The following is a 22,929-nucleotide window of genomic DNA, read 5'->3' as shown; positions in this document are numbered from 1 at the left end:
ATCGTATACTTTATCTTTAGTTAAGGATATTCCCCAACTTTCGCCCACTCACCTTCTATGGCACCTCACCATGGCAAATTCGGTTATGGGAGAATTTTCATTAAATAAAACGGGGCAACCCTAACCGGATCGCCCCCGTATATCCCAAAGTTCAGACTAAACTATCGAGCTCGGGCTACATCAAATGCCCATCTTTGCCCGCACTTCCTCCATGTTGCTCCAGATCTTGCGGGAAATACGCCTGAATTCGTTAATCTCGTCCGAGGTAAGGCCTTGCGCCAAGGAAGCTTCCAAAGCAGATAAGTCCTTATCGACTTCGTCCTTGTATTTCAGAGCTTTCGGCAAAAGGATGATTTTCTTTTTGCGATTGTCCTCCTCGATATACTCGCGGCGAATAAGCTCATCATGCTGCATTTTTTTCAAAAGTTCACTTGCCGTGGACGGGCGCATCGAAAATTCTTTCTCGATGTCACGTTGGTAAATTGGCTCGGTCTGAGCCAAAATGAAATGTAACACGCGACTCTGGGTGTTGCTGTGAACGAAATTCTTGGAACGCTTAATCATATAGCACCTAAGCTCATGAGCCAAGGCAAAAACCATGCGCGATATATATTGTTCATTATAAATTTTATTTTTCATTTGATGCCTCCATCGACGATGTTATTTATCAGATAATATATATTACATTTAAAAGATAGGGTTCGTCAATTCCCGTCGCCTAACACTATCTTGTTAGCAACAGTTATAGTTGCAAATTAAATCTGTTTTCGAATCATAATTCACCTTTTAAATCATAATTCATCCGGACAATACCGTGCAGCCATTGATGCAGATGCTTATTCTTTGCCCGATCGCCCGCGACCTGGCACTGCATTCAGTCCTTTTGTTCCGTAAATTGTGCATTGCTACCCTTCCCCTTTCCTTAGTCCTTTTTTGTGGTTAAATTCATCTCCGTAAGGCGTTGATACAATGGTGCCAAGCGTGGATAAATCTCATCATATATTTCATGCATCAAGCGTGCGTATATTGCCGTCTGCTCGGGATCAGGCTCGAATATATCTTTTATTTTGGCCATCGCTCGTCCGGCCGCAGGGAAATCTTTGTACACACCAAGTCCGATCATAGCAGCCATGGCCGCCCCGATGCCGGAAACCTCAAAGGTTTGGGTGCGCACGGCAGGCAAACCAAACATATTGGCTGTAATTTGGCAAATCTCGGCACTTTGCGATCCACCGCCACCAAGCATCAGACGCTCAAACTTTAAATTTCCGCGTTTTTCCAAAGTATGCATGCCGTCGATCAAAGCAAAATTTATTCCCTCTATAATGGCTCGGTAAATGTGAATGCGTGTATGAACTGAAGAGAACCCTATTATAGCACCTTTAGCAACCGGCATGTTAACATTCGGCGCAAAATATGGCTGCAGTATGAGGCCGTCGCAGCCGGGAGGAATTTCTTGTAGACGACGGTTTAGCAGTTCTTCCGCCGTGCAACCGAGTTTTACCGCCTGCAGCATCTCTTTTTCGGCGAACTCGCGTTTGAACCAGGAAACTAGCCAATACCCGCGGAAAATTTCTATTTCTGGGGAATAATAGCCCGGTCGTAAAGCCGGGAAGGGCGGGATGAAACGTGCCGGCTCAATGTACTTATCACTGATAGTTGTAATGCTCGCCGTAGTTCCGAAACTTATCGCCGCCGAAGTGCTGTCAACACAGCCAAGGCCAATTGTTTCGCAGGCTTTATCGGAGCCAGAAGCTAATACAGGCGTGCCGGAGGGTAAGTTCAATAATTCTGCCACTTCCGAGCGCAATCCACCGAGTTTGCCACAAGTTTCAACCAAATCGCACAATTTTTCGGCTGGGACATCAAAAACCGGCCTAGTCAAAGCCCATTTACTTTGCCAGCTACGGGTTTTGACATCAAAAGGGACGTGACCCACGGTGCTTGCCACCGCGTCGTTCATTTTTCCGGTAAGTTGGTAATTCAAAAAGCCGCTTAACAGGAGAAATTTATCGGTTTTGGCCCATATTTCCGGTTGATTGATCATGATCCAATTGCAGGCGGAACGCTGAAAATGGGTGTTCACGGTCTGTTCAATTCCCAACGTTTTGAATATCAAGCGCGATGCTGGATTGAGCTTGGGCAGATCGGTAAATTTTCGTTTGTCCATCCACAAAATTGCCGGTCGCAACGGCTGGCCGTTTTTGTCGACGCATACAACAGTATCTCTGATGGCTGTCACAGTAATCGCCTGAATCTTCGGCCACAGATCCGCTTTTTCCTTCGCCAATTTTTGGGCGCAGGTAATCATATTTCGGTAGTAAAAGAGCGGATCTTTTTCTGCCCACTCCGGGTACAAAGAGTCGTAAACGGGATGATGATTCTCTTGCACCTTCCCACAAACCTCGCCGCATGAATTAATCAGCATCGCTCGGGTACTTTGCGTACCTATATCAAAAACCAAAACCTGAGGTAAATCCACCCTACACCTCGAACTTTTATATAATATGTATAATTGTATCTTATTTCAAAAATTTATTCCAGATATATCGCCCGTCCATAGCGCAATAACCAAATAATTTTTGCCGCTGTCGGTAAACCGGTCGCCTGTTCCAGAGCTTTGGCATAATAATTGAGCTGTGCTGCATATCTTTTTCGGACAGCTTCGTCCTGTTGCTCCGGATCGGCCTCTTTCAGGCAGTCGGTTTTGTAATCAACCAAAGCGTTTTTTCGGCCGTCGGTGAACCATAAATCAATTTGGCCTTGCACGATAACATCTGTTCCTATCCGTGGATCATCAGGTACATTCATAGTGAATGGGGTCTCACGGAAAATATTGCCTCCAGTTTGCTCGGCCTTCAGCATAGCTCTAAATAAATCGCTTAAGAAAAACTGTCTGATCTTGTCTATCCAGCGGCCAAGCTCAGTGTATTCACGCTCGGTAAAAATATTGCGTTCGCGCAGATAAGTTAATTGTCGTTCCAGTTCCTTGTCAATTGCCGCGGCAGGCGAGGTTTGAGCGGACAGTGTTGACGTGGCGGCAGTGACTTTTTCTATAGTTACCTGTTCCATGCTAGGCTTGGCCATAGCCGGCGTTATCATGGTGACGTTGGCCATAGCAGTAAAGTCTAGCTTTCGCATGCAGCGGTGCAGCAATGTTCCTCTTTCAGCACCGGTCATCTTCTCTGTCGGCCATTCTGGTAAATCGAAATTCATATCCAAAATCAAAGTATCGCTATCAGGTTTCATCGACATTTCTCGGGTTGTAATTTCGTCGCTCCGCTCCGACTCACGCGATAAAATGGTTACGGTGGTTTTTGCCGGTTGAATTTCAGTTGGATCAGGTTGATACTGCAAAACAATGTCTTGTCGGTCGGCAGGCAGGGTGAACGGGACGGATGCTTGATCCACCGTTTTCGAAGGGGTTGGTGCTTGATCCACCGCCGCGAACTGGCCCCGCACGGTGTCTGTCGTTGTCAGTTGATCTGCCGTTGTCTGTTGCTCTGTCGCGATTATGGCCTCTGCTGCGGTCGATTTGTCCTCCGTTGTCGGTTTAGTGTTCGCCGGCGTATTCGGCTTTATATATGGTTCCAACGCCTCAACCGGAGAAAAAACAAATTCAATTCTACAATCTGTTGCCGGAACTTCAGTGCCGGCGGTCGCCAGGTCTATTTTGCCGGACGAAGTATCCCCATAACTAAGCTGAAACGGTTTGGCAGCGAGCAGCAAATCTCGCATCCGATCAATATTGGGCAAAGAATTAAAAGCCAAATTCAGCATGTCGGCATGAGACTTCGTCCGATTAACCATAATCTGCCCTGCAGCAGCGTCAGAAATATCTACCGCATTTTTACTCTGCCAAAATTCCGGCTGTTTTTTCCATTCCGTCTCGCCAATTTTTTCATCAAAAGCGGTAATTATACGTAAACTGTCTTTCGCGCGAGTCATGGCCACATAAAGCAATCTTATTTGTTCGGCTTTTTCCGCCTTATGTTCAGCCAAAATCTCCGCATCCATCAAAGGTGTTGACCGGCGGCTTTGAGCAGCGTCATCGGCATTGGGATCAATCCATAGTCCGGCCAAGCCTAACTTGTCATCAATAATAAACTTATCTGCGGCAGGGCAGTCACTGCGGCCACAGCCTAAATCAAGCAAATATACGATGGGGAATTCTAGGCCTTTTGATCCGTGATACGTCATCAATTTAACACCACCGCCGGCATTCTTTTCGCTATCCAATATGGCCTGCAGCCTTATTTCCTCTAAATATTTTAAATATTCGCGCAGGTTGTGGCGGTAATTAGAGTTATATGAATAGGCCGTTGTCAACATAAGATCTAACGCCTGCTGCCGCGTTTCAAGCTCTTCGCCTTTAATTTCTGCCGGCAAATCCATGCTTTGCAAAATAGCCGCAATCAAATTTGGCACAGAAGTGCTAAGTGCTAAAGATCGCCATGTAGCCAACCAGTGGAAAAATTCACGTAGGCGGTGCTTTAGATCGCTGTCCGGAGCGGCGGCCGGTTCAGCTTCAGACTTGCTGTCCGGAGCGACGGCTGATTCAGCCTCGGCCCGTATTTCGTGAGTACTATCAGCCAGATAAAATTCCACTGCAGTATGAAAATAACTGCGATATTGTAATTCAGGCGATGCATTTTGTCGGAAATAGAGCCTTATCGCCACCAGTTCATTTTCGGTAAATCCGAACGGATGCAGGTTTGACCGCAGAACCGCCAACAACGGATAGTCTTGCCGCCGGTTGTCGATCAGTTGCAACAAAGCTTCGACTTGCAAAACCTCGCTCGTTTTGTACCACTCTTGCGGCATATTTTTTTCGACAGGTATCCCATACCGTTCCAGCCACTTACTGATCACTGCCGCCGTATTGTTACGTCGCACCAATATTGCCACGTCTTCCCAAGCAATGCCTTGAGCGGCATCCTTGCGCAATTCATCGACCAGCTTTACACATTCAAGCGTAACGGAATTAGGTTTGCGCAACAATTCATCGGTTGCCAAACTTTCATTTTCCGCCTCACTCAGGTCATCACCGCGCCCGTCCGCCGTATAAATAACCTTGACTCGCGGATCAGCGGTTGTTTCCCGTTTGGCCACGAACTGATGCTTGGTTCGATAGTCGATTTCTCCGTCTTCTCCGTTCATCAAGCGGCTGAAAACGAAATTGGCCACGCCTAAAATATTAGGCACAGATCGATAATTGTTATTTAGTCGCAGCAGCCTACCGGCCGGTGCCGCTCCCGGAACCGCCGCAGGTGCCGTTGACATTTCCAGTTCAGACTCCAACGCGGCAAAAATATCCGGATTAGCATAGCGGAAACGATAGATACTCTGTTTGATATCCCCCACCCTGAAAACATTATTTTTACTCAGGGCCTGCAAAATTGATTCCTGAATAGAACTGGTGTCCTGATATTCGTCGACATAAACCTCCTGATAGAAATTTTGACAATATTCACGCACGGCCGGATTTTCTAAAATCCGCAAAGCATAATGCTCCATATCACCGAAATCCACAGCGTTTTGTTTAAGTTTATAAGATGCGTAAGTCTGATCCAAAAACAGCAGCAAAGCCGCCAAAGCCTGCCAAACGGGTAGCATATCAGTCAGATCAGCCTCAATCGCCTCCATATCAGCCCCAAACGGTCTTACCCCAGGGAAAACGAAATTTTTTTGTTCTGCTTCAGTAACACTGTATTCGGCCGAGTTAATCCACGCCAACGGTTCAGCCGCAAAGGTTCGATATAAATAAATAAATTCGGCCTTGTCGGGACTTTTTCCGCCGGCCCGCAGTGCCAACGCGGCACAGTTTTTTCGGCCAGCTTCGATCGTGTTAAGAATTGCTTTCATCGTTTCATTTGCGGCGTCTACATCATCTTGTGCACTTGCGAGCCAGTCCTGCAACTTATCATAGACCGCCTTGAGCTGCCGTAAATTGCCGGCAGCAACCGAGCGCAACTGCAAATCTTTTTGCAAATTTTCCGCAATTTTTGCCGCACTACCCGAATTGGCGTAGAACAACAGCCCCTCAGTTTTGGCGGCGGCCAACGTACTTACATCATGCGTCTGCAGAATACTCTCTAACCGCCGGATTGCCGGATAAGCTCTGACCAACAAAGTATTCAGGTGAAACAAAAGCAAGGGCAAGAACCTACTTTTACTGAAATTTTTGCATATTTGCTTATATTCATCCAAACTTTGCAGCAAAAACTCTCCGTAATGCGGTAAACTACGCAACTTAGTCAAACTGTTACTCAGCAATTCACGCAATGCCGCATCATCGCCATTAAAATCACAGCTATCCAACAAGCGATAAAACGCCATTTGCGCCGCGGCAGGCGACAAACCAACGAAATCCCAGCAAATTTTCGGCAGTTCACCATGATCAATTCCAACGTAAATCTGATTAAGCACATCGTCCAAAGCCTGCTGTAAAAGTAAAGCAGCCTCAGTTCCGTCGAGTGTTTTGAATTCAGTATCGAGCAACGGATTGCCCTTATCGTCTCGTAGAACATATATAAATTCTTTAATTATTTTTTTACAAAACGCATGCATGGTGGAGATATCGGCCCCTGGCATATATGCCATCTGATCCTGTAATATCGCCGCTTCGTCCGGGCAGCATGACGGAATCTTCGCCAGAATTTTACGCCTGATTTTATCTTTCATTTGTTTGGCTGCCGCTTCAGTAAAAGTAACTACCACCAGTCGATTTAGCTCAGTTTGTCCACTCAGCAAATGTTCTAAAATACGCTCCGTCAGTACGGCCGTTTTACCGGAGCCGGCCGAGGCGGAAACCAGAATATTCCCGATTGGAGCAGTCAAAACCGCTTGTTGTTCGGCAGTAAAATTAATCTCAGCCATCATTCACCTCTCCTCCCGATGACGGAGCCGACGACGAAGCCGACGACGGAGCAACCTTTTTCACCCTCACCCGGCACACATTAGCATTGAGTAAGCCGCGATCATTGCCGCAAATTCCGCGGGCCCGACAGTAGCGACACGGCAACTCATCTTTGTAGTCGGCAACTCGCGGATGCGGATTGAAACTGCCGCCGCGTAAAGCCTCCACCAATTCGCCGGCTTTAAACTCCGCTTTTTTTACCAAATCACTTACCGCTTCAACCGGGAAGCCTTCTTTCTGCAATTTATTCAATCCTTTCTTCAGACCGGAAAAAGTTTGCGGCACATCTGTTTTTGGCTTTAAGCTAAAATATCCGGCATCGTCTTGGAAATCCTCACCTGTCGGGCGGCGCAGATGGGCTGCATACGCGGCTATGTAAAGAGGCAATTGGAATTCCAAGCCATAATATATATGATATATATTCGGCTCACTACGATTAGATTTATAGTCAACGATTCTGAATTCCCCGGTCGGTTGTAAGTCACTGTTCATTGCAAAGTCAATACGATCAATTTTGCCGCACAGGTCAACGCTGTCGCCTGTTGAAAGACGTAGCCGATAAGGCGGCCTTGCAGAGCCGCCGGCTTCACTCAACCCGAAGGCCCACTCATAGGCGGTCGGGCGAAAGATTTTATGTTCTCCTGCCGCGCCGGATAAAAAACTTGCCCATATCGCCGGCAAAGAACGACTTAAGCGGCGTTTGACCTGCCTGGTGACAGAACTGTAAATCCCCGCGTCTCTAAATGCTCGCAGTCGGCTGTCGGCGGCAATGTATTCGTCCAACCACTCGCCGACCTCGGCCATCCGGCCGGCCAAATCTTCTTGTTCGAGGCGCGCCAATGTCATGGAATAAGTTTCATTTTCAGCCAGTTTCATCGGTAAATATTTTTCCAATATTCCGTGCATCAAAACACCAACATCGGTCACCTGCGGGTTCCATTCTTCTCGCGGTCTAGCCATCAGCAAATAGTCGACCAAATATTGATACGGACAGGCAGCATATTTTTCTAAGCGGGATACGCTAAGCTTTTGTGTCAAAGGCAAGGCCGCCATCTTCATTTCATCGGACAAAACAACTTGGCGGCTTACGGAATGAATTTTCTCAGACGCACCGTTTTCCCGCCAACCTTTGTCCGCCCCACCGTTCTCAGACGCACCGTCAGCTGAAACATTTAAACTTGTTATAACTTCCCCTGTAGCAGTTGGCTGATAATCCTGCCGCCGAAATTTAGGATACCAATAGCGCAAATCATTTGGCGAGAGTTTATCTGCCAACGTGACCTGATGGAGCAAATTGATCTGTCGCCTTGATGCAAGCTGCTGTAGGACCGACTCAAACTCACCATCATTGCGACTAAAATAAATCTTGCTCGCCGCATCCGCCAGCCGCCGCCACACCGATGCATTCCGCCAATAGTCACTTTGATGCTGCCCCGGCCAATTTATCTGTAAAAGCTTCCCCAGCGCCGCGCGTTCACTATCACGTAAAAGTCCGGAGTAAGCACTGCACCCACTCAACTCCTCATCCGCCCGCAAAACATATATAACTTTCAAATTAGCTGAAAGAATTTCCGTCGCACTGCCTATTTTAACCTGACTAAGGCGACTCGGAACGATGTTGACAGTTAGGTCGGTCAGCAAATCGGCCAGAATCTCTCCTAAATCAGCAAATTGTTCGACAACATCTCCTTGTAGATCGCGTAAAGTCCGCGCGGCTTTGAAAAATTCCTGCCACCCTTTGCTATATAAAATTTCTTGGCCAGCTGGAGCATCAGCCATACGTTGGCGAAGCGTTCCTGTCAAATCGACGGCCTGAAAAAATAAGTTTAGCCTATCCAGCATTTCACGACAGGGCAATTCTAAGGGCAAAGCAGTGATAAATTCATAAACCGGTCGCAAATGCTTAACCACCAGCTGCCAAGCTACAGCAGCGTCATCCGCTACGCTTTCCGGCTCCGCATTCAGTGTCAAAACATTTCCCGTATCCAAAGCCGCGGCCGCATCCATAGCCGCATCCGCTTTCACATCCGCATCCACATCCGCTTCCACATCCGTAGCCGCCGAATTATATCTTTTGGCATCAAAAATAGCCGTGTAACCCAACCCATTGGCCAACCAATAATTCTCCGCCACGTCAATTTCGTCCGTTGTCGCCCCGGTCAAGCCGGAACGCAAAAGATTAAGCACCGCCGGCAAAGACCAGTTGCGCCGCGGCAAATCAAACAAAGCATTCAGATATGTAAATACAGGCGAATCACTGAGTTTGAGCTTCCCGGCGTCCTGTAGCGGCACGCCCAACTGCTGTCCAGCCAAGTTCAAAGCCTCGTGCAAACTTTCATCTGAACAGATGATCGCCATCTCCTGCCACGGTATATTTTCAGTCAGATGAAGGCGCAACAATTCAGCTATCGTCGTTTCCGCCTCCACCGTCATATCCGGGACAGTTACCGTCACAACGTCGAGCGGCGAACCAGACCGCAGCGCAACGGAGCCCGGCAAAAAGCGCACCTTCCTTACCGGCAATTCCGCAACGACAAAATCTATTGCCGCCGAAGAAAAACAATAGTCGGCCGAGGATCGAAACCCATTCATTTCCGCTTCATTTTCAATAACTACACCGGCAATGTTCAAATTCCGTCGGGTAGTTTCTGTCAAACTTTCCGCCGCAAAATAAAAATAAAGATTCGCCTGCAATCCGCTTAAGGCAAGGATAATTCGCTTTTCATCACCGGTGAGCAGATAGTCGTCGCCTATTCCCCAAAACCAAAAATTCGTTTGGCAAATATAATTAAGCACGACTTCGTCCCTCAATTCAGCCGCTGTGTCACCGGCCATTGCCCGCGCTTTCTTAGATTTCACCGCACTTTCCAGCCACTCCGCCAATAATCGCAAGCGACCTTTCTGATCAGGCAAATTATTTTCCGCAATTTCACTTTCAAACAGGCCGAGTAACCTACTCCAGTCCAAAATTTTTTCCGGCTCGCTTAACCCTTCTACGGGATGTTCGACCAATTTTTTCCCCAAAGCACATAAATCTGCGGCTCCAACATTATAGCGGCGAAACTCTAACAAAATATCTTGAATTTGATGCAAAAATCCCCTTTTGTTGACCAGCTTCCCGAGGAAAGGCAGTTCATCGCGGTGAGCATGCAAAATTCGGTTCAGCAAAGCCGCCTGGCCAGATTTGTCCAGTAAATTAGCGGACGGGACATTCAACTCATCGGCCAAGCGCAAGAAAAAATGCTGCCACCCCAGGGCCTCCGCCAAAAGCAGGCTACCCTTTCCGGCGAGCTGCAGATAATGCTGTTCCACCTCGAAAGCACAATTATCCGGCACGACGATAAAGCCACGACCGGCGACTTTGCCGCCTACGCCTAGCCCACTTCGACCATCAGCCTCATTCCCGCCGACGGCCCCATCTTTACCGCCGCGAAAAACGCTGTTCTGCCAATGTCGCGTCGCCGCCAGCATGACATCTTCTAATTGATATATATTTTTTCCTAAAGTAACTTCAATCACATTGCCGCCTTTGTATAACACCTGTTAACCACACACATTTGTGCGACCGAATAAAACCACTGCCATTATATTTACGTAATTTGATTAACTTTATTTTAACATTCCCCCCCCGAGGTGAAAACTGCCAACTAAACATGTATAATTATAGATAAAGTTTTAATTCACAAGGAGCTCCTATGCCTGAAAAAAAGAAATCCATACCTTTGAAACGAGGATTTACTGCGCGTCTTGCCTATCATTTCGGGATGTGGCTTACTCGAACATTTTTAAAGTTCGAAGTAACCGGCTCGGAAAATATACCGGACAGCTTACCATATGTTATCATTGCCAATCACGAAACATTTGTTGACGGAATGTGGATTGCCAGTGTTTTACCGCCGCAACACTTTGCCGCCTTCTCCGCACTAGCCGGGGCTGATTTACTAACCGATTACGGGTGGTTCGGCAAACTTATTAGCCATGTCGGACGCGCCGTACCCATAGATCGCAAAGGCAACCCCATTCGCGGACTGATTACCGCCAAAAATCAGGTGCAAGCCGGGAACATTCTTTTGGTACATCCTGAAGGGACGCGCTGTTTCAACGGAGAATTAGGTGAATTTCAAAGCGGAGCCGCTTATATAGCGATTAAAGCCGGGGTACCCATCTTACCGGTTTACATTGAAGGCGGTTATGAAATTTTCGGGCGGCAGTATAAATTCCCCCACCCATTTAAATTTCATCCTTGGCAAAGACGCCGACTCAAATTGGTCATAGGAAAACCCATTCCGACAGACAGCCACTCCGACCCGCATGCTCTAACCCGGGAAATCGAGGCGAATTACCGTGAGCAAGCCGCAGCAACCGCCAAACAGTCTTAACCAAACGGTCTCAGCCAAGCAGGCTTAATTTAATAAAATATTTTTTAAAGTTGTTGCTGCCAGGCTTAAATTTTTATTTGCTACCGTTGCCAGTACAATGTCGCGTCGCGGCAATTCCGACTGTAATGTGAGTTTCCGCATTTCGCCATCGGCATTTTCTTTTGTCGCCATTTCCGCGCTAATTATGCCTAACCCACAACCGGCTTTTACCAGCGGAACGATGCGTGAAGTCGAAGCGACTTCAATATTCGGCCGGAAATCAAGATTCATTTTTTTAAAGAAGTCTTTATAATAGCCGTAACTTTCACTTTCCGAGTCTAAGTAAATCAGAGGATAATCCAGCAACCCTTTCCAATCAGTGGTTTCATGCATCTCGCCACCAAAGTTTCGCCCGATGACTACCACCTCCCGATACTCAGAAACCTTCGTCAGATTTAGACTGCGATATTTGGTTAGTTCCGTTGTGATTAAGGCAAGTTCAACTTCGCCATCTAGCAAAGCGGCCAGAGCCTGTTTGGTTGTATTGCTGCTTATCCGCAAATTGATTTTGGGAAATTTTTTGCGGAAGCAGCAGAGTTTATTGACGATCTCCCGATTTAGTGCGTTATCGGTGCAAGCTATTCTTACGCTCCCGTAGCTCATGTTGCGCATGGAAATAACTTTGTTTTCAGCTAGCGAAAGTTCACTGATCGCCCGACTGACATGTTCCCATAGAACCTGTCCTTCTGCGGTCATTTCAACGCCCTTGTTGGTGCGCAGGAATAAAGCACAGTTCAATTCATTTTCCAAGTTCGCAATTGCCCTGCTTATATTCGGTTGGCTGTGGTTGAGTTTGGCCGCAGCTCCCGAAAAGCTTCCTGTCAAAGCTACCGTGTAAAAAATTTTATAGTAATCAAAACTCACCATCAAATATCTCGCTTTCAACTGCAAGTCCGGATAATTTAACGCATCACGCGTCTAATCAACAAAAAAATTCTTCATTTTTGATGAGCTAAGTTCCAATCATACACGAACTTGCCCAAAGCAGGATAAAACGTGTAAGCGTCCAAGCCAACACCGAAAGCAGAATAGATAAACGGCCGGTTCGTATAAACAATGCCTAATTCATTGGTATAACCGTTCATTTCACCGTATTTATTGGCGCAAATGTTACGCGGCAGCTCACGCGTTAGGTAATTATTCCACGTACTTTGATGGATTTCATTTATGATTAAACGATAGCCTGTGCAACCGTTCGGATTCTGTACCAATCCAGCTAGCAAATTGATTCCCTCGCGAGCGGACATGGTAGTGTCGGCAGCATAGTGCATACCTGTAGCCTCATCAATGTAGTGGTGAAGCTGACGACCGTTGATTTTAAAGAAATGGAATAAAACGCTGGTCGCAGAATTGTTGCTGTACCGCAACGCCTTGCTCAAAAGATCTCTTAATGAGCATTTTTCTCCGAGAGCCGCCAATTCATTGGCTTGATAAATATAGTCTACCTCATCGGGGACGCAGGGGATCAACATATTCCAGTTCAAAATGCCCCGTTCAACGAGCTGGGCGCAGGCCATGGCCATGCCGAGCTTCATGCAACTCGCCGCCATATACCGTTGCTCAGGGTTATACTCGTACCGTTCACCGCTGCGAATGTCCTGATAAGCGAAGGAAAAATTTCGTTCATCAATTCCTCTTTGCTGTAAAAAATCAGTGAAAGCGGCAGCAAATTCTTGCATATCCGGGGTGTTTTCCGAGTAGCTGACCTTGGGAGCGGCAAGACGGGTTCGGCTGAGTTCAGCAACTTTAACCAGTTGATTTGCGCTGTCATCCTCAAACTTAGCCGCGTCGGCTAACGTAGTATAGTCACCTTCCGTCGCAGTCGGCATCGGCTCCGTCAAGGCAATAGCTTCGGGCGCAGGAACGGAGCTACCATCAATATTACCTTGCGCATGAGTACTTCGGTCGGAGGATGTTACTTCACTGTCGAAATTACCGGCAGCATCATTCGCCGCTGAGGCAATGACCGCCGAGCAGGCATTTGGGGACTGCATCGGTTCCCCAATAATAAGCGAACTTAAGCCGTCACAGCCGGCGAGGCTGCAAGCCAGCAAACCGCAGAGAAACCCAACGGCAATCTTACCCATCAAACATCCTCCCTTCCGCCTATCAAGTCAAAATTAGCAGCGTTTTTTCATACTTTGCTAAATCTGACAAACCGACCACAGTTACCTGTAATCGGTTTGTCATTCTCGATCTATCCTGTATCATTTGCCTATTTGTAGGTTTCGTGACCTATCAATCATCGAATCATCAGGCCGTTGCGGACTTAAGCTTCACCGATGAACGGCAGCAAAGCCAAATGCCGAGCCCGTTTGATAGCAATTGTCAACTCACGTTGATGTTTAGCGCAGGTGCCTGACATACGCTTGGGCAAAATTTTACCGCGTTCGGAAACGAATTTACGCAAACGCACTACATCTTTATAATCAATCGTCTCAATATGATCGGCACAAAAGTTACAAACTTTGCGACGTGATCTTCTTTGACGAGGGGCGCGACCTTCTTGATCAAAGTCACGACTGCGTCTTTGTTCAGCCATATTGTTCTCCTTTACTCCTTTACAAAGCTCAATTAAATGTCAAACGGCAAGGTAGTATCATCATCGGTCATAAAATCATTGAAATTATTGCCTGACGTGCTCTCATACGGTTTCCCCGACTTATCGGCTTTGGTTTCACCGGCTGGTTTTTCAGAGTTTGCGGCTGCAGGTGTCGACCGATTGTAGGCCGACGGGGCAGGAGCTGATTCATAAGTGTCGGAACCGGCCGCATCACGTTTGGAATCGGCAAAATACACCTCATCCGCAATGACTTCCGTCACATAGTGACGTTTTCCTTCGGTATCGTCCCACGTTCTCGTCTGAATACTGCCGACTAAAGCAATTCGTGAACCTTGTTTGAAATAACGTCCGACAAATTCCGCCTGCTGACGCCAAGCAACTATCGGAATAAAATCAGCTTGTCGCTCTCCGTTAGTATTTTTAAACCTGCGATCGACAGCGACAGTGAATGTACACACGGCAACGTTACTTTGTGTAGTACGCAATTCCGGGTCACGAACCAATCTTCCCATCAAAATAGCCTTATTCATACTACCTCACTCTTTCTCAGTTATCTTTGCGAATTAACAGGTAACGTAAAACGTCTTCGTTAATTTTTAAGATACGGTCGATTTCGTACGGTGCATCAGCGGCGGCCTCAAAATTAACGACAACGTAAAAGCCTTCTTTTTCATCGCGAATTTCGTATGCCAACTTACGACGGCCCCATTCTTCAACATTGGTTACCGTACCTTTGGACGCTACCAAGGCTTGAACTTTTTCACTTGCGGCAGCTACCGCTTCGTCGCCTTGAGTTGTGCTCAAGACATATACCAATTCGTATTTATTCATTCTTTCACCTCCCCTTGGACTCACGACTCTGCTCCGGCAGAGCGAGGACTAACTTATGCATTTGCATAGCTGTACGATTATAGCATACGCAGGCGTTTATTTCAAGCTTGACGGAAGCCCAGAACCGCGTCATTATGAGCCACAAATGATAATGTCCTGATATACCACAAACGAAAATGTCCCGATCTGTAATAGGTATTTAGCTAAACCTGGCTGCCTTTGCCCGACTGTCTGCTTTTGCCGCGAAATGAGCACTAGAATAAGGCGGTCTTGCCACCAGGCGACAAATTGGTTTGCCGAGCGCAACGAAACGAGTTTCGTATTCCGTCATAACATTTTCCTCGATTTGCGTCATTTCATGATGCAAATCGTATGTATAACTTTCTATCGACCATCCAGCCTCTTTTATACTTTCCAATGAATAGTCAAATAATTTGCGGTTGTCCGTTTTGAAAATCAGTTCACCGTCAGCCGTCAAAATATTGGCGTAACGTGCCAAAAATGGCGGCGAAGTCAAGCGGCGTTTCGCATGCCGTTTTTTCGGCCATGGATCGGAAAAATTCAAATATACGCAAGCAACTTCTCCCGGTGCGAAAGCTGAGGTAAGTTCTGTAGCATCAAAGCGCAGCAAACGCAAATTGGGGATTTTTTGCCGTTGGATGTCGCGGGCAGGGGGTGTTGGGGTTGTCGCCTTCTGCTCACTGTACGCTGTCGCCTTTGCCGCGGCGACCGCGCATCTTTGCGTGGCACGTAATAAAACACTGTCAAACCGTTCGATACCTACGTAGTTATTTTCCGGGTGCAATTTGGCCATCGCAATAATGAATTGGCCTTTTCCCATACCAATTTCCAAATGTATCGGAGCTTTATTCGCAAATTCAGTATCCCATGCTCCGAAATTTTGGGGCGGGTCAGCCACAACCCAAGGGCTGAGTTTAATTTTTTCGCTTGCTTCAGGTATATTTCGTAAACGCATTTATATCGGCAAAACTTGCCGGTCTCCTTATTGTAATTTGCTTAAACTAGCCGGTGCGAATCCGCCTGATAACGGGTCAGTCTAACCATGAACCGTCATCGCAGTTGTCTTCACCGGTTTCACAACCGTCAGTATGGTTATGCCCGTAATACCAACGGCCGTAACGATAGCCATAGTGTTCTTTATTACCTACACATTTAGGGCAAGTGCAAGCAGCCCCATGTTGTCGGTGATCCCTGGTGTGTTTCATTACAGCGGCAGCAGCTAAGCCGGTAAGCAAACCACCGTCGTCATCAACACCGTCATAGTCGTCATAGTCATCATAGCCATCATCGTCATAGTCATAATCTTCGTCACCGTCGTCTTCACCGGCATAGACTGAAGACGCTCTGGATTCAGGCATTTCCGGTTTGCCGGTACTTTCATCATAGATCCCACGATTTAGGTATTGCTCTATTTGCCGTTCGGCCTCATTTTTCACCGCCGGACTTTGGGAAGCGGCAGCAACAGCACGGATAAGCATTTCATAGTATACAATATCTTTTGGATTAAATTCAGCAGTAATATCAACGGGCTCGATCTCCGTCAAACCGTGCCGGCAAAGAAAAGCTTTCAGCCTGCCGATATGAAACACGCGGCAAATGAGCGGATTACCGTCTTGACAATATTGTACCAGTTGATTTTGTACATTTGTCTGACGTGCCTCACGTTCAAACGGGTCGGCAGCCCGTTTTTTTCTTGCCGTAGACAGCTTAGTCAGAGCTGCCGCGTCTAACTTCAAACCGCTGCGTCGCCACACATGTTCCAAAACATTTTTCTGCAAACGAGGTGCCAAGGCAAAAATTTCTGCCTCCGTCAAGCCGATCGCCCCTGCCTCAACCGCCTTATTAAACATATTGCCATTCGACAAATTTTGAAACAACAATTGCAGAAAAGCGAAAGAATAGTGTTCGCGACGTTTAATACAGCACCGTAAATAGTTTGCGACGGCATCATGGCAAATTGGATACGTCATGAGTTTAGTCAATTCGGTTTCCGTCAAGTGGGAATTGACATTTGTAACCATTTGGTTGAGCAGGCGGCGGTTGCGCCACGGTATAAGAATTACAATTTGCAACAACTGCTCAAACGAAAATCGCACACGATTTTTAGCTGCTACCTTTATTAGCCGAACTCTCAAATAAGGGCTTTGTTTTTGGATAAGCGCGATAATTTGACCTAAATCAGCGGCATTACTTTCAATTTTGCTCACCTTGCCAAGTTTCTTATAAAAAGCTTCCGCGGTCAAAGTTTCTTGTTGCTGATAAAATTCGCTCCAGTTCATATTTTCTCCAAATAAAATAAATGCTATCAGCTCGGGTGAAATGTCTCTCATATTCAGTTATAGCACTATTTTCTTTTTGCGAACAGTCCGAATAGCGGCAAAAAGCCCAAGTCAGACGCCGGCCTGCTCAACGGATTGATTTGATCCGTGAAACAAACAGACGTACATTGACTTGAGCTTGTATTTTGCCGTATCGCCGGCCCTCAGGCACCGTATCGCCAAGAGCCGTATCATAATGGTGCCAATGTGAGATCAATGGGGCCTCTGACTGAACTCTTTAACGGGGTCTCTGAGCAGTGTACCTCAGGGGTGCCTTTGGGATGGTCAATAGTAGTGATTAGTAGCGTTTAGAGCGGCGACGCTTACCGTTCAGCAGATGGATAACCGCACCGGCAATCAGGCCTAAGGCTACAGCCGCACCAACCGCTCCGGCAATCACATAACCGGTTCGTGAAGACGATCCAGTAAGCCGTTTTTCGTTCGCATCTGAATCTATTTCCGTTGACATTTTAGCCAGCGTGCGCTCATCTTTCGCTTCAGAGGCTTGCTTTGAGCTGGAAGTCGCCGCTTCCGTCGATTTTGAAGGCTCAGCAGTTGTCGTTGCCTCAGGTTTTGTCGGCGATGTGGCGTTTGTCGCGTCCGCTTTTTTACCATTACTCATCGCTTTGCTGGTTTTTGCTTTAGTGGCAGCAGGTGCGTCAGATACTCGTTTGACCGTTTGCTTTTCTACCACTGGTTGCGGTTCGGGCAAGGTCGGATTTTCATCACGGCGTGGCAGTAACCGGCTGACGCTGTCAATTACATTATCATCGCTTGTGTCACTATCGCCGTTATCATAGTTATCGTCCTCATCCGATTCGTTTTCCTGCTCCGGCGGCACGGTCGACTTGAATTTTGGATACAGCACCATAGCTGCACTTATTTCCTTTCCAGCCGGCTTCGTGTAGCGGCTGTCGAGGTACCATCCGACGAATTCAGTATTTTCAGGAGCTTTCGGCAGCGGTAGGTCGGCCAATTTTACGGTTCCGAGTTTGACATCAAAGCTCACTTCCGGCGTTGTCTTCAAGGTTATTCTTGCAAAGCCAGCAGGTGTCGCCTGTGCTGTTTCCTCCACTTTTATAATATCCGGCGGAGCGACTTTCTTGATCTTGTATTTAACCACCATGGAATTTTCCGCAATATCGTTGAGTTCAAGCGTGATGATATCGTTATCTTTAACCGGGATCACCTTTTTAAACTCTTGAGCGTTGTCCCCAAGGTAGCCATTGCTCTCATGTGACGCAACGCTGTCACCGTTGATATAAAGTCTGTAGCCTTTGCCGTTATCAGAAACTGTCCCGGCGAAGGTAACCTGGTCTTGCCACGTTTCAATTATTTCAAATTTAGGCCCCGCGGCTTGAGCACCGTTGCCATGAGTACCGTGAGCTGGCGCAGGGGTGGTGCTGCCTGAAGTGCCGCCCGGATTTCCGGGAATTGGGGTGGTGCCGGGAGCAGCGTTAGAATTATCACCCGACTTGCTTGCCGCCGTAAGCGGACTGCGCAAGACCAAATTCGGCAGATCCGTATCAAAAATGATGCGAACCTTAAGATCTTTCATCACTTCCCCGGCCGAGTTTTCGCAACGTATATTAAATTCATTGTTTCCCGATTTCAGTTTAACCTCACGACGGAATCTGCTTTGCGAAGAGTTAGAGAAGACAGGTTTGGTTTCCTGACCGTCAATAAACACCTTATAGTCACCTCTGCTGGTCGTGCACTCTATAGTGTAAAAATAGTCTTGCCCATCTTTTCTCACCTTGCTGGTCAAATCTTTACGGTTTATAACAACACGCGAATCGACTTGCATCTTGAAAGGTGGCAAGTTCGTCACCGTGGTAGGTGCTGCAGGTTGCGGTGCTACACTTGAGCCGCCGGTCGGAGCGGAAGGAATGGCAGGATCGGGTTGGTCAGCATCCAAGTAGGCACTAACCAAATAAGTATTTTCCAAACCCTTCGCTTTCTTTGGGAGGATCAGATTCAGCCAACTAATCGAGCTGCTTCCTCCGCTACCGTTGCCGTTGAGGTCACCCGGTTGTGACACGTTGATAAAGTCAAAAAGTTTTGAAGGAGTTTTTAAAACATAGGTGAAACTTCCGTCATCTTTAATTTTGACCACATTATCACGCATGCCTATCGAAAGCGTCAGTTCCTTGGGTGAAAACACATTGTCATGCACTTGTCCGGTGTAGGTCGCCGTACCGTCTTTATTCTTACGCATGACATATCCAATGCACTTCTTATTTTTCTGCGCATTATCTGGACAACTTACTTCATTTTTCCTCACATAATTAAAAGTAACGGTCGGTTTGGTGTAATCATACACAAATTTACCAAGTGAAGTTTCTTTAATGGTCAATCCGTTAGCGTCTTTTTCAAGTGCATAGGCCTGATATTTTCCCTGTTCATCCGGTTTAAGAACATAGCTAGCGAAGGGAAATTTACCATTATCAACCGGACAGTCCTTGGAAATAATCTGCTTGCCGTTTGTTTCACCAACGAATTTTAAGGCAATCTTTTTGGTATCCTTGTTCTTTGTTTGGCCACTGTACGGATTACCCATGATTGGATTAATTTTTTTGGTGACAAGGGGCTGCCAATTAATAAACGACAACGAATTTCCTTTTATTTTTTCCACCATCTTAATAGCTTTATTGTAAGCGTAATCATCCGCTGTAATCATTACATCTTCACTTAATTCGATTCCATAAGGCAAAAGTGCTTCATAATGATCACCGTTTTGTTTAACCTCTAGTTCTTTTTTACCTGCTTCAGCCTTAACCGCAGCGACTCCCCCGGCATCTTCGACCTTAAATTTCAGCAAGCGGCCCTTCGGCGTCAACTCATATTCCTTTTGATCAGCGGTTTTCAGCAATGTAACCTGCGGCGTTTTCGTATCAACTTTGAGCGGGAAAACCAGCTCCTGCGGTTCGCTTGCTGAGGTCAGGTAAGCTTTAGCGGCGAGATAATATTGTCCATCAGGGGCTATCTCCATTTTGCCGTTTTTGGGGTTATAAAGTCTGCCGTCCCAGATTCCTTCTACATATGGGAAGGCGGGGAAAAGTTCGTTTTTAGTCTTGCGATCAATGTAAGACTTGAGACTTTGACGACGGACATCATTTGAAATACCTAAACGACGCAGTGGTTCATGCTTGCTGTTGAGGATATTGAATTCTATACGAGCGGCATTGCGCAGCACGGCAATTTCCGGAATTACCGCATCAGCTAAACCATCGTTGTTAGGCGAAATAGCCCAATGCTCAGACAAAGGCTTGGCTTTTCGAGCGTCCGCTCCAGGTTTAAGCCCGAGGGGTACGATTTTGCCGAGGGAGAAAGGGTTAAGTTTGTTTCTATTCAATGTCATCAGGCGGGTTTCACCGTAGAATGTACCGTTCTGGTTGTCAGCTGTATCCAGGTTATCAAAAATAGACTCTTTGTTGAAATCGCCAGCGAATCCTAGATAAGGCAGGTGCAGATCAGGTTGACCATTCTTTTGTGAAACGAAGCGCACGAAACCTTCGACAAAGCTGTTGTTTAGCTTAGTGGCGTTAATAGTCAGCTTAACCTCCGCCGTGCCGCCAGCCGGAACAGTTACAGAAGAACGATCGGCCGTGATCTGTGCCGCCGCCTCTTTTTCCAACAAATTATCATTAACTGTTTCCGTTGTATAAACTTTGCCAGGTTCGACCGTGAAAGTTAAGCTTTCCTTGCCCAAATTGCGCAAAACCGCTTTGAACGTTTTGCTACCGTTAAAGCTACGTAAAGTTGCGGCAGCCGACCCATCGGCAGTTTCGTAAGTCAAAGCCACGCGGTTGTCCATCGCATTTTGTACTTGGATCAATCCGGCGCCCTGACGGCGTACTGAATACGGTAACGGAGTCGGCAAAGACTTATTCATCACTGTTTTGGCGGTATTCATCAAGGTCGTTTTAGTCCAGGCAACATAATCTTTTACCGGCAAATTTTCTTTTTTAGCCTGAGACATGACCAAGGCCGTTGCGCCGGCAACATAAGGCGAAGCCATCGACGTGCCGTTCATCATAACATACTTGCCGTTATTGTCAGTTGAATAAACTTTGCCACCGATACCGGTTATCTCCGGTTTGAATGACAGATCATTAGTCGTACCAAATGAGCTAAAACTGCTCATACAACCGCTGTTTTCATTCGGTGACTGCACGAGTTCCTTTTTGAAATGAATTTTCAAGGCCGGATTTTTCGCCAACGCCTCGCGCAATTTTTCACCGGCATCATTCAAAATATTAAATACCGGGAAATCTCCCATGCCGTCTATTGCATAGCCTATTTTATTATTATCTGAATTGTAGATGATTACACCAGCTGCCCCAGCCGCCTTGGCGTTTTTGGCTTTATCGGTGAAAGTTATCTGGCCGCGCTTGACCAGAGCCAGTTTTCCATGGCAATCAACATTATTGTAATCTTCTGTTTTGCCCAGTCCGGCAAGCACGATAGGCAGTTCTCGATCCGGATTTACACCGTTGTCCAAAGAGTAAGGATATGTTACCTCTTGGCCATCAGCTGCAGCAAAGGAGAATTTACTGATATACTCGTGCGTGTTCTCCATTGAAGCGACCGAAAAAGCAGCTCGTGCGGTTGAAGGAGAACCAACAATACCAATATCCTGACGTCCGCCGACATTCCTGATTTCTTTGCCGAATTTATCTGCGAATGCCGCCGTTTCATTACCTGCAGCTACCACAACGACAATTCCATGCTCGGTAGCTTTTTTTATAGCCTTGGCGGTAGGATCAGCGTCATCCATGAAGCCACCCGGGGAACCCAAAGACATGTTGATGACATCGGCTTTTTTCTCGATGCTGCGCTCGATGGCGGCAATGATATCGTCTTCCTGCGCTCCTTTAAACTCACTATTGTTACTAAAAACGGTCATAGCCAAAATTTGAGCCTGACTTGCCACACCGTCAATACCACGGTGCGCCTGAACATCCTCGTCTGATGCATTGGCCGAGGCGATACCGGAAACGTGAATACCGTGATTTGAAGCAAAGCCCTTTACCCGATAACTGTGGTCGGCGAAGTTGTAGCCGTATGGCACTTTCAGGTTGAATTTCGTATCCTTGTTTTCGCCGCCTAAAGGTAAAACATCTTTTATCTTAGCGGCCGCCGGATTATCCAATTTTTGGAAATCTTTATGTGTCACATCAAGGCCGGAATCAATGATCGAAATGACCATGCCCTCGCCCTTATTTTTATACTTACTGATGGCCGCATCAATCTGGCCGATTGCTTTAGCGGTGTGCATTGTCGGATAGAATAGCCTAGATTTAGTTATACGTTTAACTCTCTTGTCAAACTGCAACCTCAAATATTCGCTTTCTTTAATGTCTGCGGAAAATCCGTTGAAAGATAAGCCAAATTCCCGACAAATTTTGGCTCCCGGCTTAAGCCCTACCTCGTGTTTCAGCTCTTCGGCTTGCTCAGCCGTTTCGGTTTGAATGATTACTCGTACCGTTTCTTCACCTTTGGTGCTTTCAGTTACCGCAGCGTTTGCTCGCGCCGCCTCACCTGTTTCAGCAGCCGCAAGTAGCCCTCCCGGCAAGGAGGTCAGCAGCAATGCTGTAACCAGACCCAAGGCTGTCAGTGTCTTCTTCATAAATGTCCCCCTCATTTTGGCGTTTGAAATAAAATTCACTCTAACAACAAATCGTGGCAAATTCAATAAAAATCATCTCAATTACGCCTAATGATAAAAATTAGCCATAATTGTGAACGTTTATTGTCTGCAGCAAAAAGCGGTCGACCGTTCAATCGGTCAGACCGCCTTTTATTTCCAAATTTTAATCATTTCTTAGCGTGAGAAGTTGATCACACGTCACATTT

Annotated in this window: 13 protein-coding genes; 1 reads left to right on the top strand and 12 read right to left on the bottom strand. The window is 46.8% G+C overall.

What is annotated here, in order from left to right:
• Positions 1 to 180: 180 nt before the first annotated feature.
• The 4 genes from HMPREF0868_RS01670 to HMPREF0868_RS01655 form a co-directional block, all read right to left on the bottom strand.
• Positions 181 to 639: a MarR family winged helix-turn-helix transcriptional regulator gene (locus HMPREF0868_RS01670; RefSeq protein WP_012992979.1), complete on the bottom strand. Its 459-nt coding sequence runs from the start codon at positions 637 to 639 to the stop codon at positions 181 to 183.
• A gap of 283 nt (positions 640 to 922) precedes the next feature.
• Positions 923 to 2,482, bottom strand: a complete 1,560-nt coding sequence (locus tag HMPREF0868_RS01665) for an FGGY-family carbohydrate kinase (RefSeq protein ID WP_012992978.1) — start codon at positions 2,480 to 2,482, stop codon at positions 923 to 925.
• 53 nt (positions 2,483 to 2,535) lie between these two features.
• On the bottom strand, positions 2,536 to 6,882 hold the full coding sequence (locus HMPREF0868_RS01660) for a UvrD-helicase domain-containing protein (protein WP_012992977.1): 4,347 nt from the start codon (positions 6,880 to 6,882) through the stop codon (positions 2,536 to 2,538).
• On the bottom strand, positions 6,872 to 10,438 hold the full coding sequence (locus HMPREF0868_RS01655) for a PD-(D/E)XK nuclease family protein (protein ID WP_012992976.1): 3,567 nt from the start codon (positions 10,436 to 10,438) through the stop codon (positions 6,872 to 6,874). Before HMPREF0868_RS01655 ends, HMPREF0868_RS01660 begins: the two co-directional genes overlap by 11 nt.
• 176 nt (positions 10,439 to 10,614) lie before the next feature.
• Between HMPREF0868_RS01655 and HMPREF0868_RS07780 the strand changes: the two genes are divergently transcribed.
• Complete coding sequence (locus HMPREF0868_RS07780) at positions 10,615 to 11,298, top strand: lysophospholipid acyltransferase family protein (protein ID WP_012992975.1); 684 nt, start codon at positions 10,615 to 10,617, stop codon at positions 11,296 to 11,298.
• A gap of 24 nt (positions 11,299 to 11,322) precedes the next feature.
• Here the strand turns inward: HMPREF0868_RS07780 and HMPREF0868_RS01645 are convergent, their stop codons facing one another.
• The 8 genes from HMPREF0868_RS01645 to HMPREF0868_RS01610 all read right to left on the bottom strand — a co-directional run bounded on the left by HMPREF0868_RS01645 (position 11,323) and on the right by HMPREF0868_RS01610 (position 22,702).
• Positions 11,323 to 12,204, bottom strand: coding sequence for a LysR family transcriptional regulator (locus HMPREF0868_RS01645; RefSeq protein ID WP_012992974.1), 882 nt, complete (start codon positions 12,202 to 12,204; stop codon positions 11,323 to 11,325).
• Positions 12,205 to 12,275: 71 nt separating this feature from the next.
• A complete protein-coding gene (locus HMPREF0868_RS01640; protein WP_012992973.1) occupies positions 12,276 to 13,424 on the bottom strand; it encodes a serine hydrolase in 1,149 nt (382 codons plus the stop codon).
• A 182-nt stretch (positions 13,425 to 13,606) separates the two neighbouring features.
• Positions 13,607 to 13,879: a 30S ribosomal protein S18 gene (gene rpsR, locus HMPREF0868_RS01635; RefSeq protein ID WP_012992972.1), complete on the bottom strand. Its 273-nt coding sequence runs from the start codon at positions 13,877 to 13,879 to the stop codon at positions 13,607 to 13,609.
• A gap of 32 nt (positions 13,880 to 13,911) precedes the next feature.
• The gene (locus tag HMPREF0868_RS01630) at positions 13,912 to 14,430 is read right to left on the bottom strand and encodes a single-stranded DNA-binding protein (protein WP_012992971.1); all 519 of its coding nucleotides are present in this window, start codon (positions 14,428 to 14,430) and stop codon (positions 13,912 to 13,914) included.
• Positions 14,431 to 14,446: 16 nt separating this feature from the next.
• Positions 14,447 to 14,731 carry a 30S ribosomal protein S6 gene (gene rpsF, locus HMPREF0868_RS01625; RefSeq protein WP_012992970.1) on the bottom strand — a complete coding sequence of 95 codons (285 nt, stop codon included), beginning with the start codon at positions 14,729 to 14,731 and terminating at the stop codon, positions 14,447 to 14,449.
• Between the two features lie 199 nt (positions 14,732 to 14,930).
• The gene (gene trmB, locus HMPREF0868_RS01620) at positions 14,931 to 15,707 is read right to left on the bottom strand and encodes a tRNA (guanosine(46)-N7)-methyltransferase TrmB (RefSeq protein WP_012992969.1); all 777 of its coding nucleotides are present in this window, start codon (positions 15,705 to 15,707) and stop codon (positions 14,931 to 14,933) included.
• Between the two features lie 76 nt (positions 15,708 to 15,783).
• Positions 15,784 to 17,031 (bottom strand): hypothetical protein, encoded by a 1,248-nt coding sequence (locus HMPREF0868_RS01615; RefSeq protein WP_041705654.1) that lies wholly within the window; start codon positions 17,029 to 17,031, stop codon positions 15,784 to 15,786.
• 337 nt (positions 17,032 to 17,368) lie between these two features.
• Positions 17,369 to 22,702 (bottom strand): S8 family serine peptidase, encoded by a 5,334-nt coding sequence (locus tag HMPREF0868_RS01610; RefSeq protein WP_012992966.1) that lies wholly within the window; start codon positions 22,700 to 22,702, stop codon positions 17,369 to 17,371.
• Positions 22,703 to 22,929 lie beyond the last annotated feature (227 nt).

Source organism: Mageeibacillus indolicus UPII9-5 (genome assembly GCF_000025225.2).
Taxonomy (GTDB): Bacteria; Bacillota; Clostridia; order Saccharofermentanales; family Fastidiosipilaceae; genus Mageeibacillus; species Mageeibacillus indolicus.
This window is presented reverse-complemented; position numbering and strand designations above follow the sequence as displayed.

Coding starts and splice junctions, on each gene's coding strand:
- HMPREF0868_RS01670 (WP_012992979.1), bottom strand. CDS start 639: ATGAAAAATAAAATTTATAATGAACAATATATATCGCGCATGGTTTTT.
- HMPREF0868_RS01660 (WP_012992977.1), bottom strand. CDS start 6,882: ATGATGGCTGAGATTAATTTTACTGCCGAACAACAAGCGGTTTTGACT.
- HMPREF0868_RS07780 (WP_012992975.1), top strand. CDS start 10,615: ATGCCTGAAAAAAAGAAATCCATACCTTTGAAACGAGGATTTACTGCG.
- HMPREF0868_RS01645 (WP_012992974.1), bottom strand. CDS start 12,204: ATGGTGAGTTTTGATTACTATAAAATTTTTTACACGGTAGCTTTGACA.
- HMPREF0868_RS01640 (WP_012992973.1), bottom strand. CDS start 13,424: ATGGGTAAGATTGCCGTTGGGTTTCTCTGCGGTTTGCTGGCTTGCAGC.
- rpsR (WP_012992972.1), bottom strand. CDS start 13,879: ATGGCTGAACAAAGACGCAGTCGTGACTTTGATCAAGAAGGTCGCGCC.
- HMPREF0868_RS01630 (WP_012992971.1), bottom strand. CDS start 14,430: ATGAATAAGGCTATTTTGATGGGAAGATTGGTTCGTGACCCGGAATTG.
- rpsF (WP_012992970.1), bottom strand. CDS start 14,731: ATGAATAAATACGAATTGGTATATGTCTTGAGCACAACTCAAGGCGAC.
- trmB (WP_012992969.1), bottom strand. CDS start 15,707: ATGCGTTTACGAAATATACCTGAAGCAAGCGAAAAAATTAAACTCAGC.
- HMPREF0868_RS01615 (WP_041705654.1), bottom strand. CDS start 17,031: ATGAACTGGAGCGAATTTTATCAGCAACAAGAAACTTTGACCGCGGAA.
- HMPREF0868_RS01610 (WP_012992966.1), bottom strand. CDS start 22,702: ATGAAGAAGACACTGACAGCCTTGGGTCTGGTTACAGCATTGCTGCTG.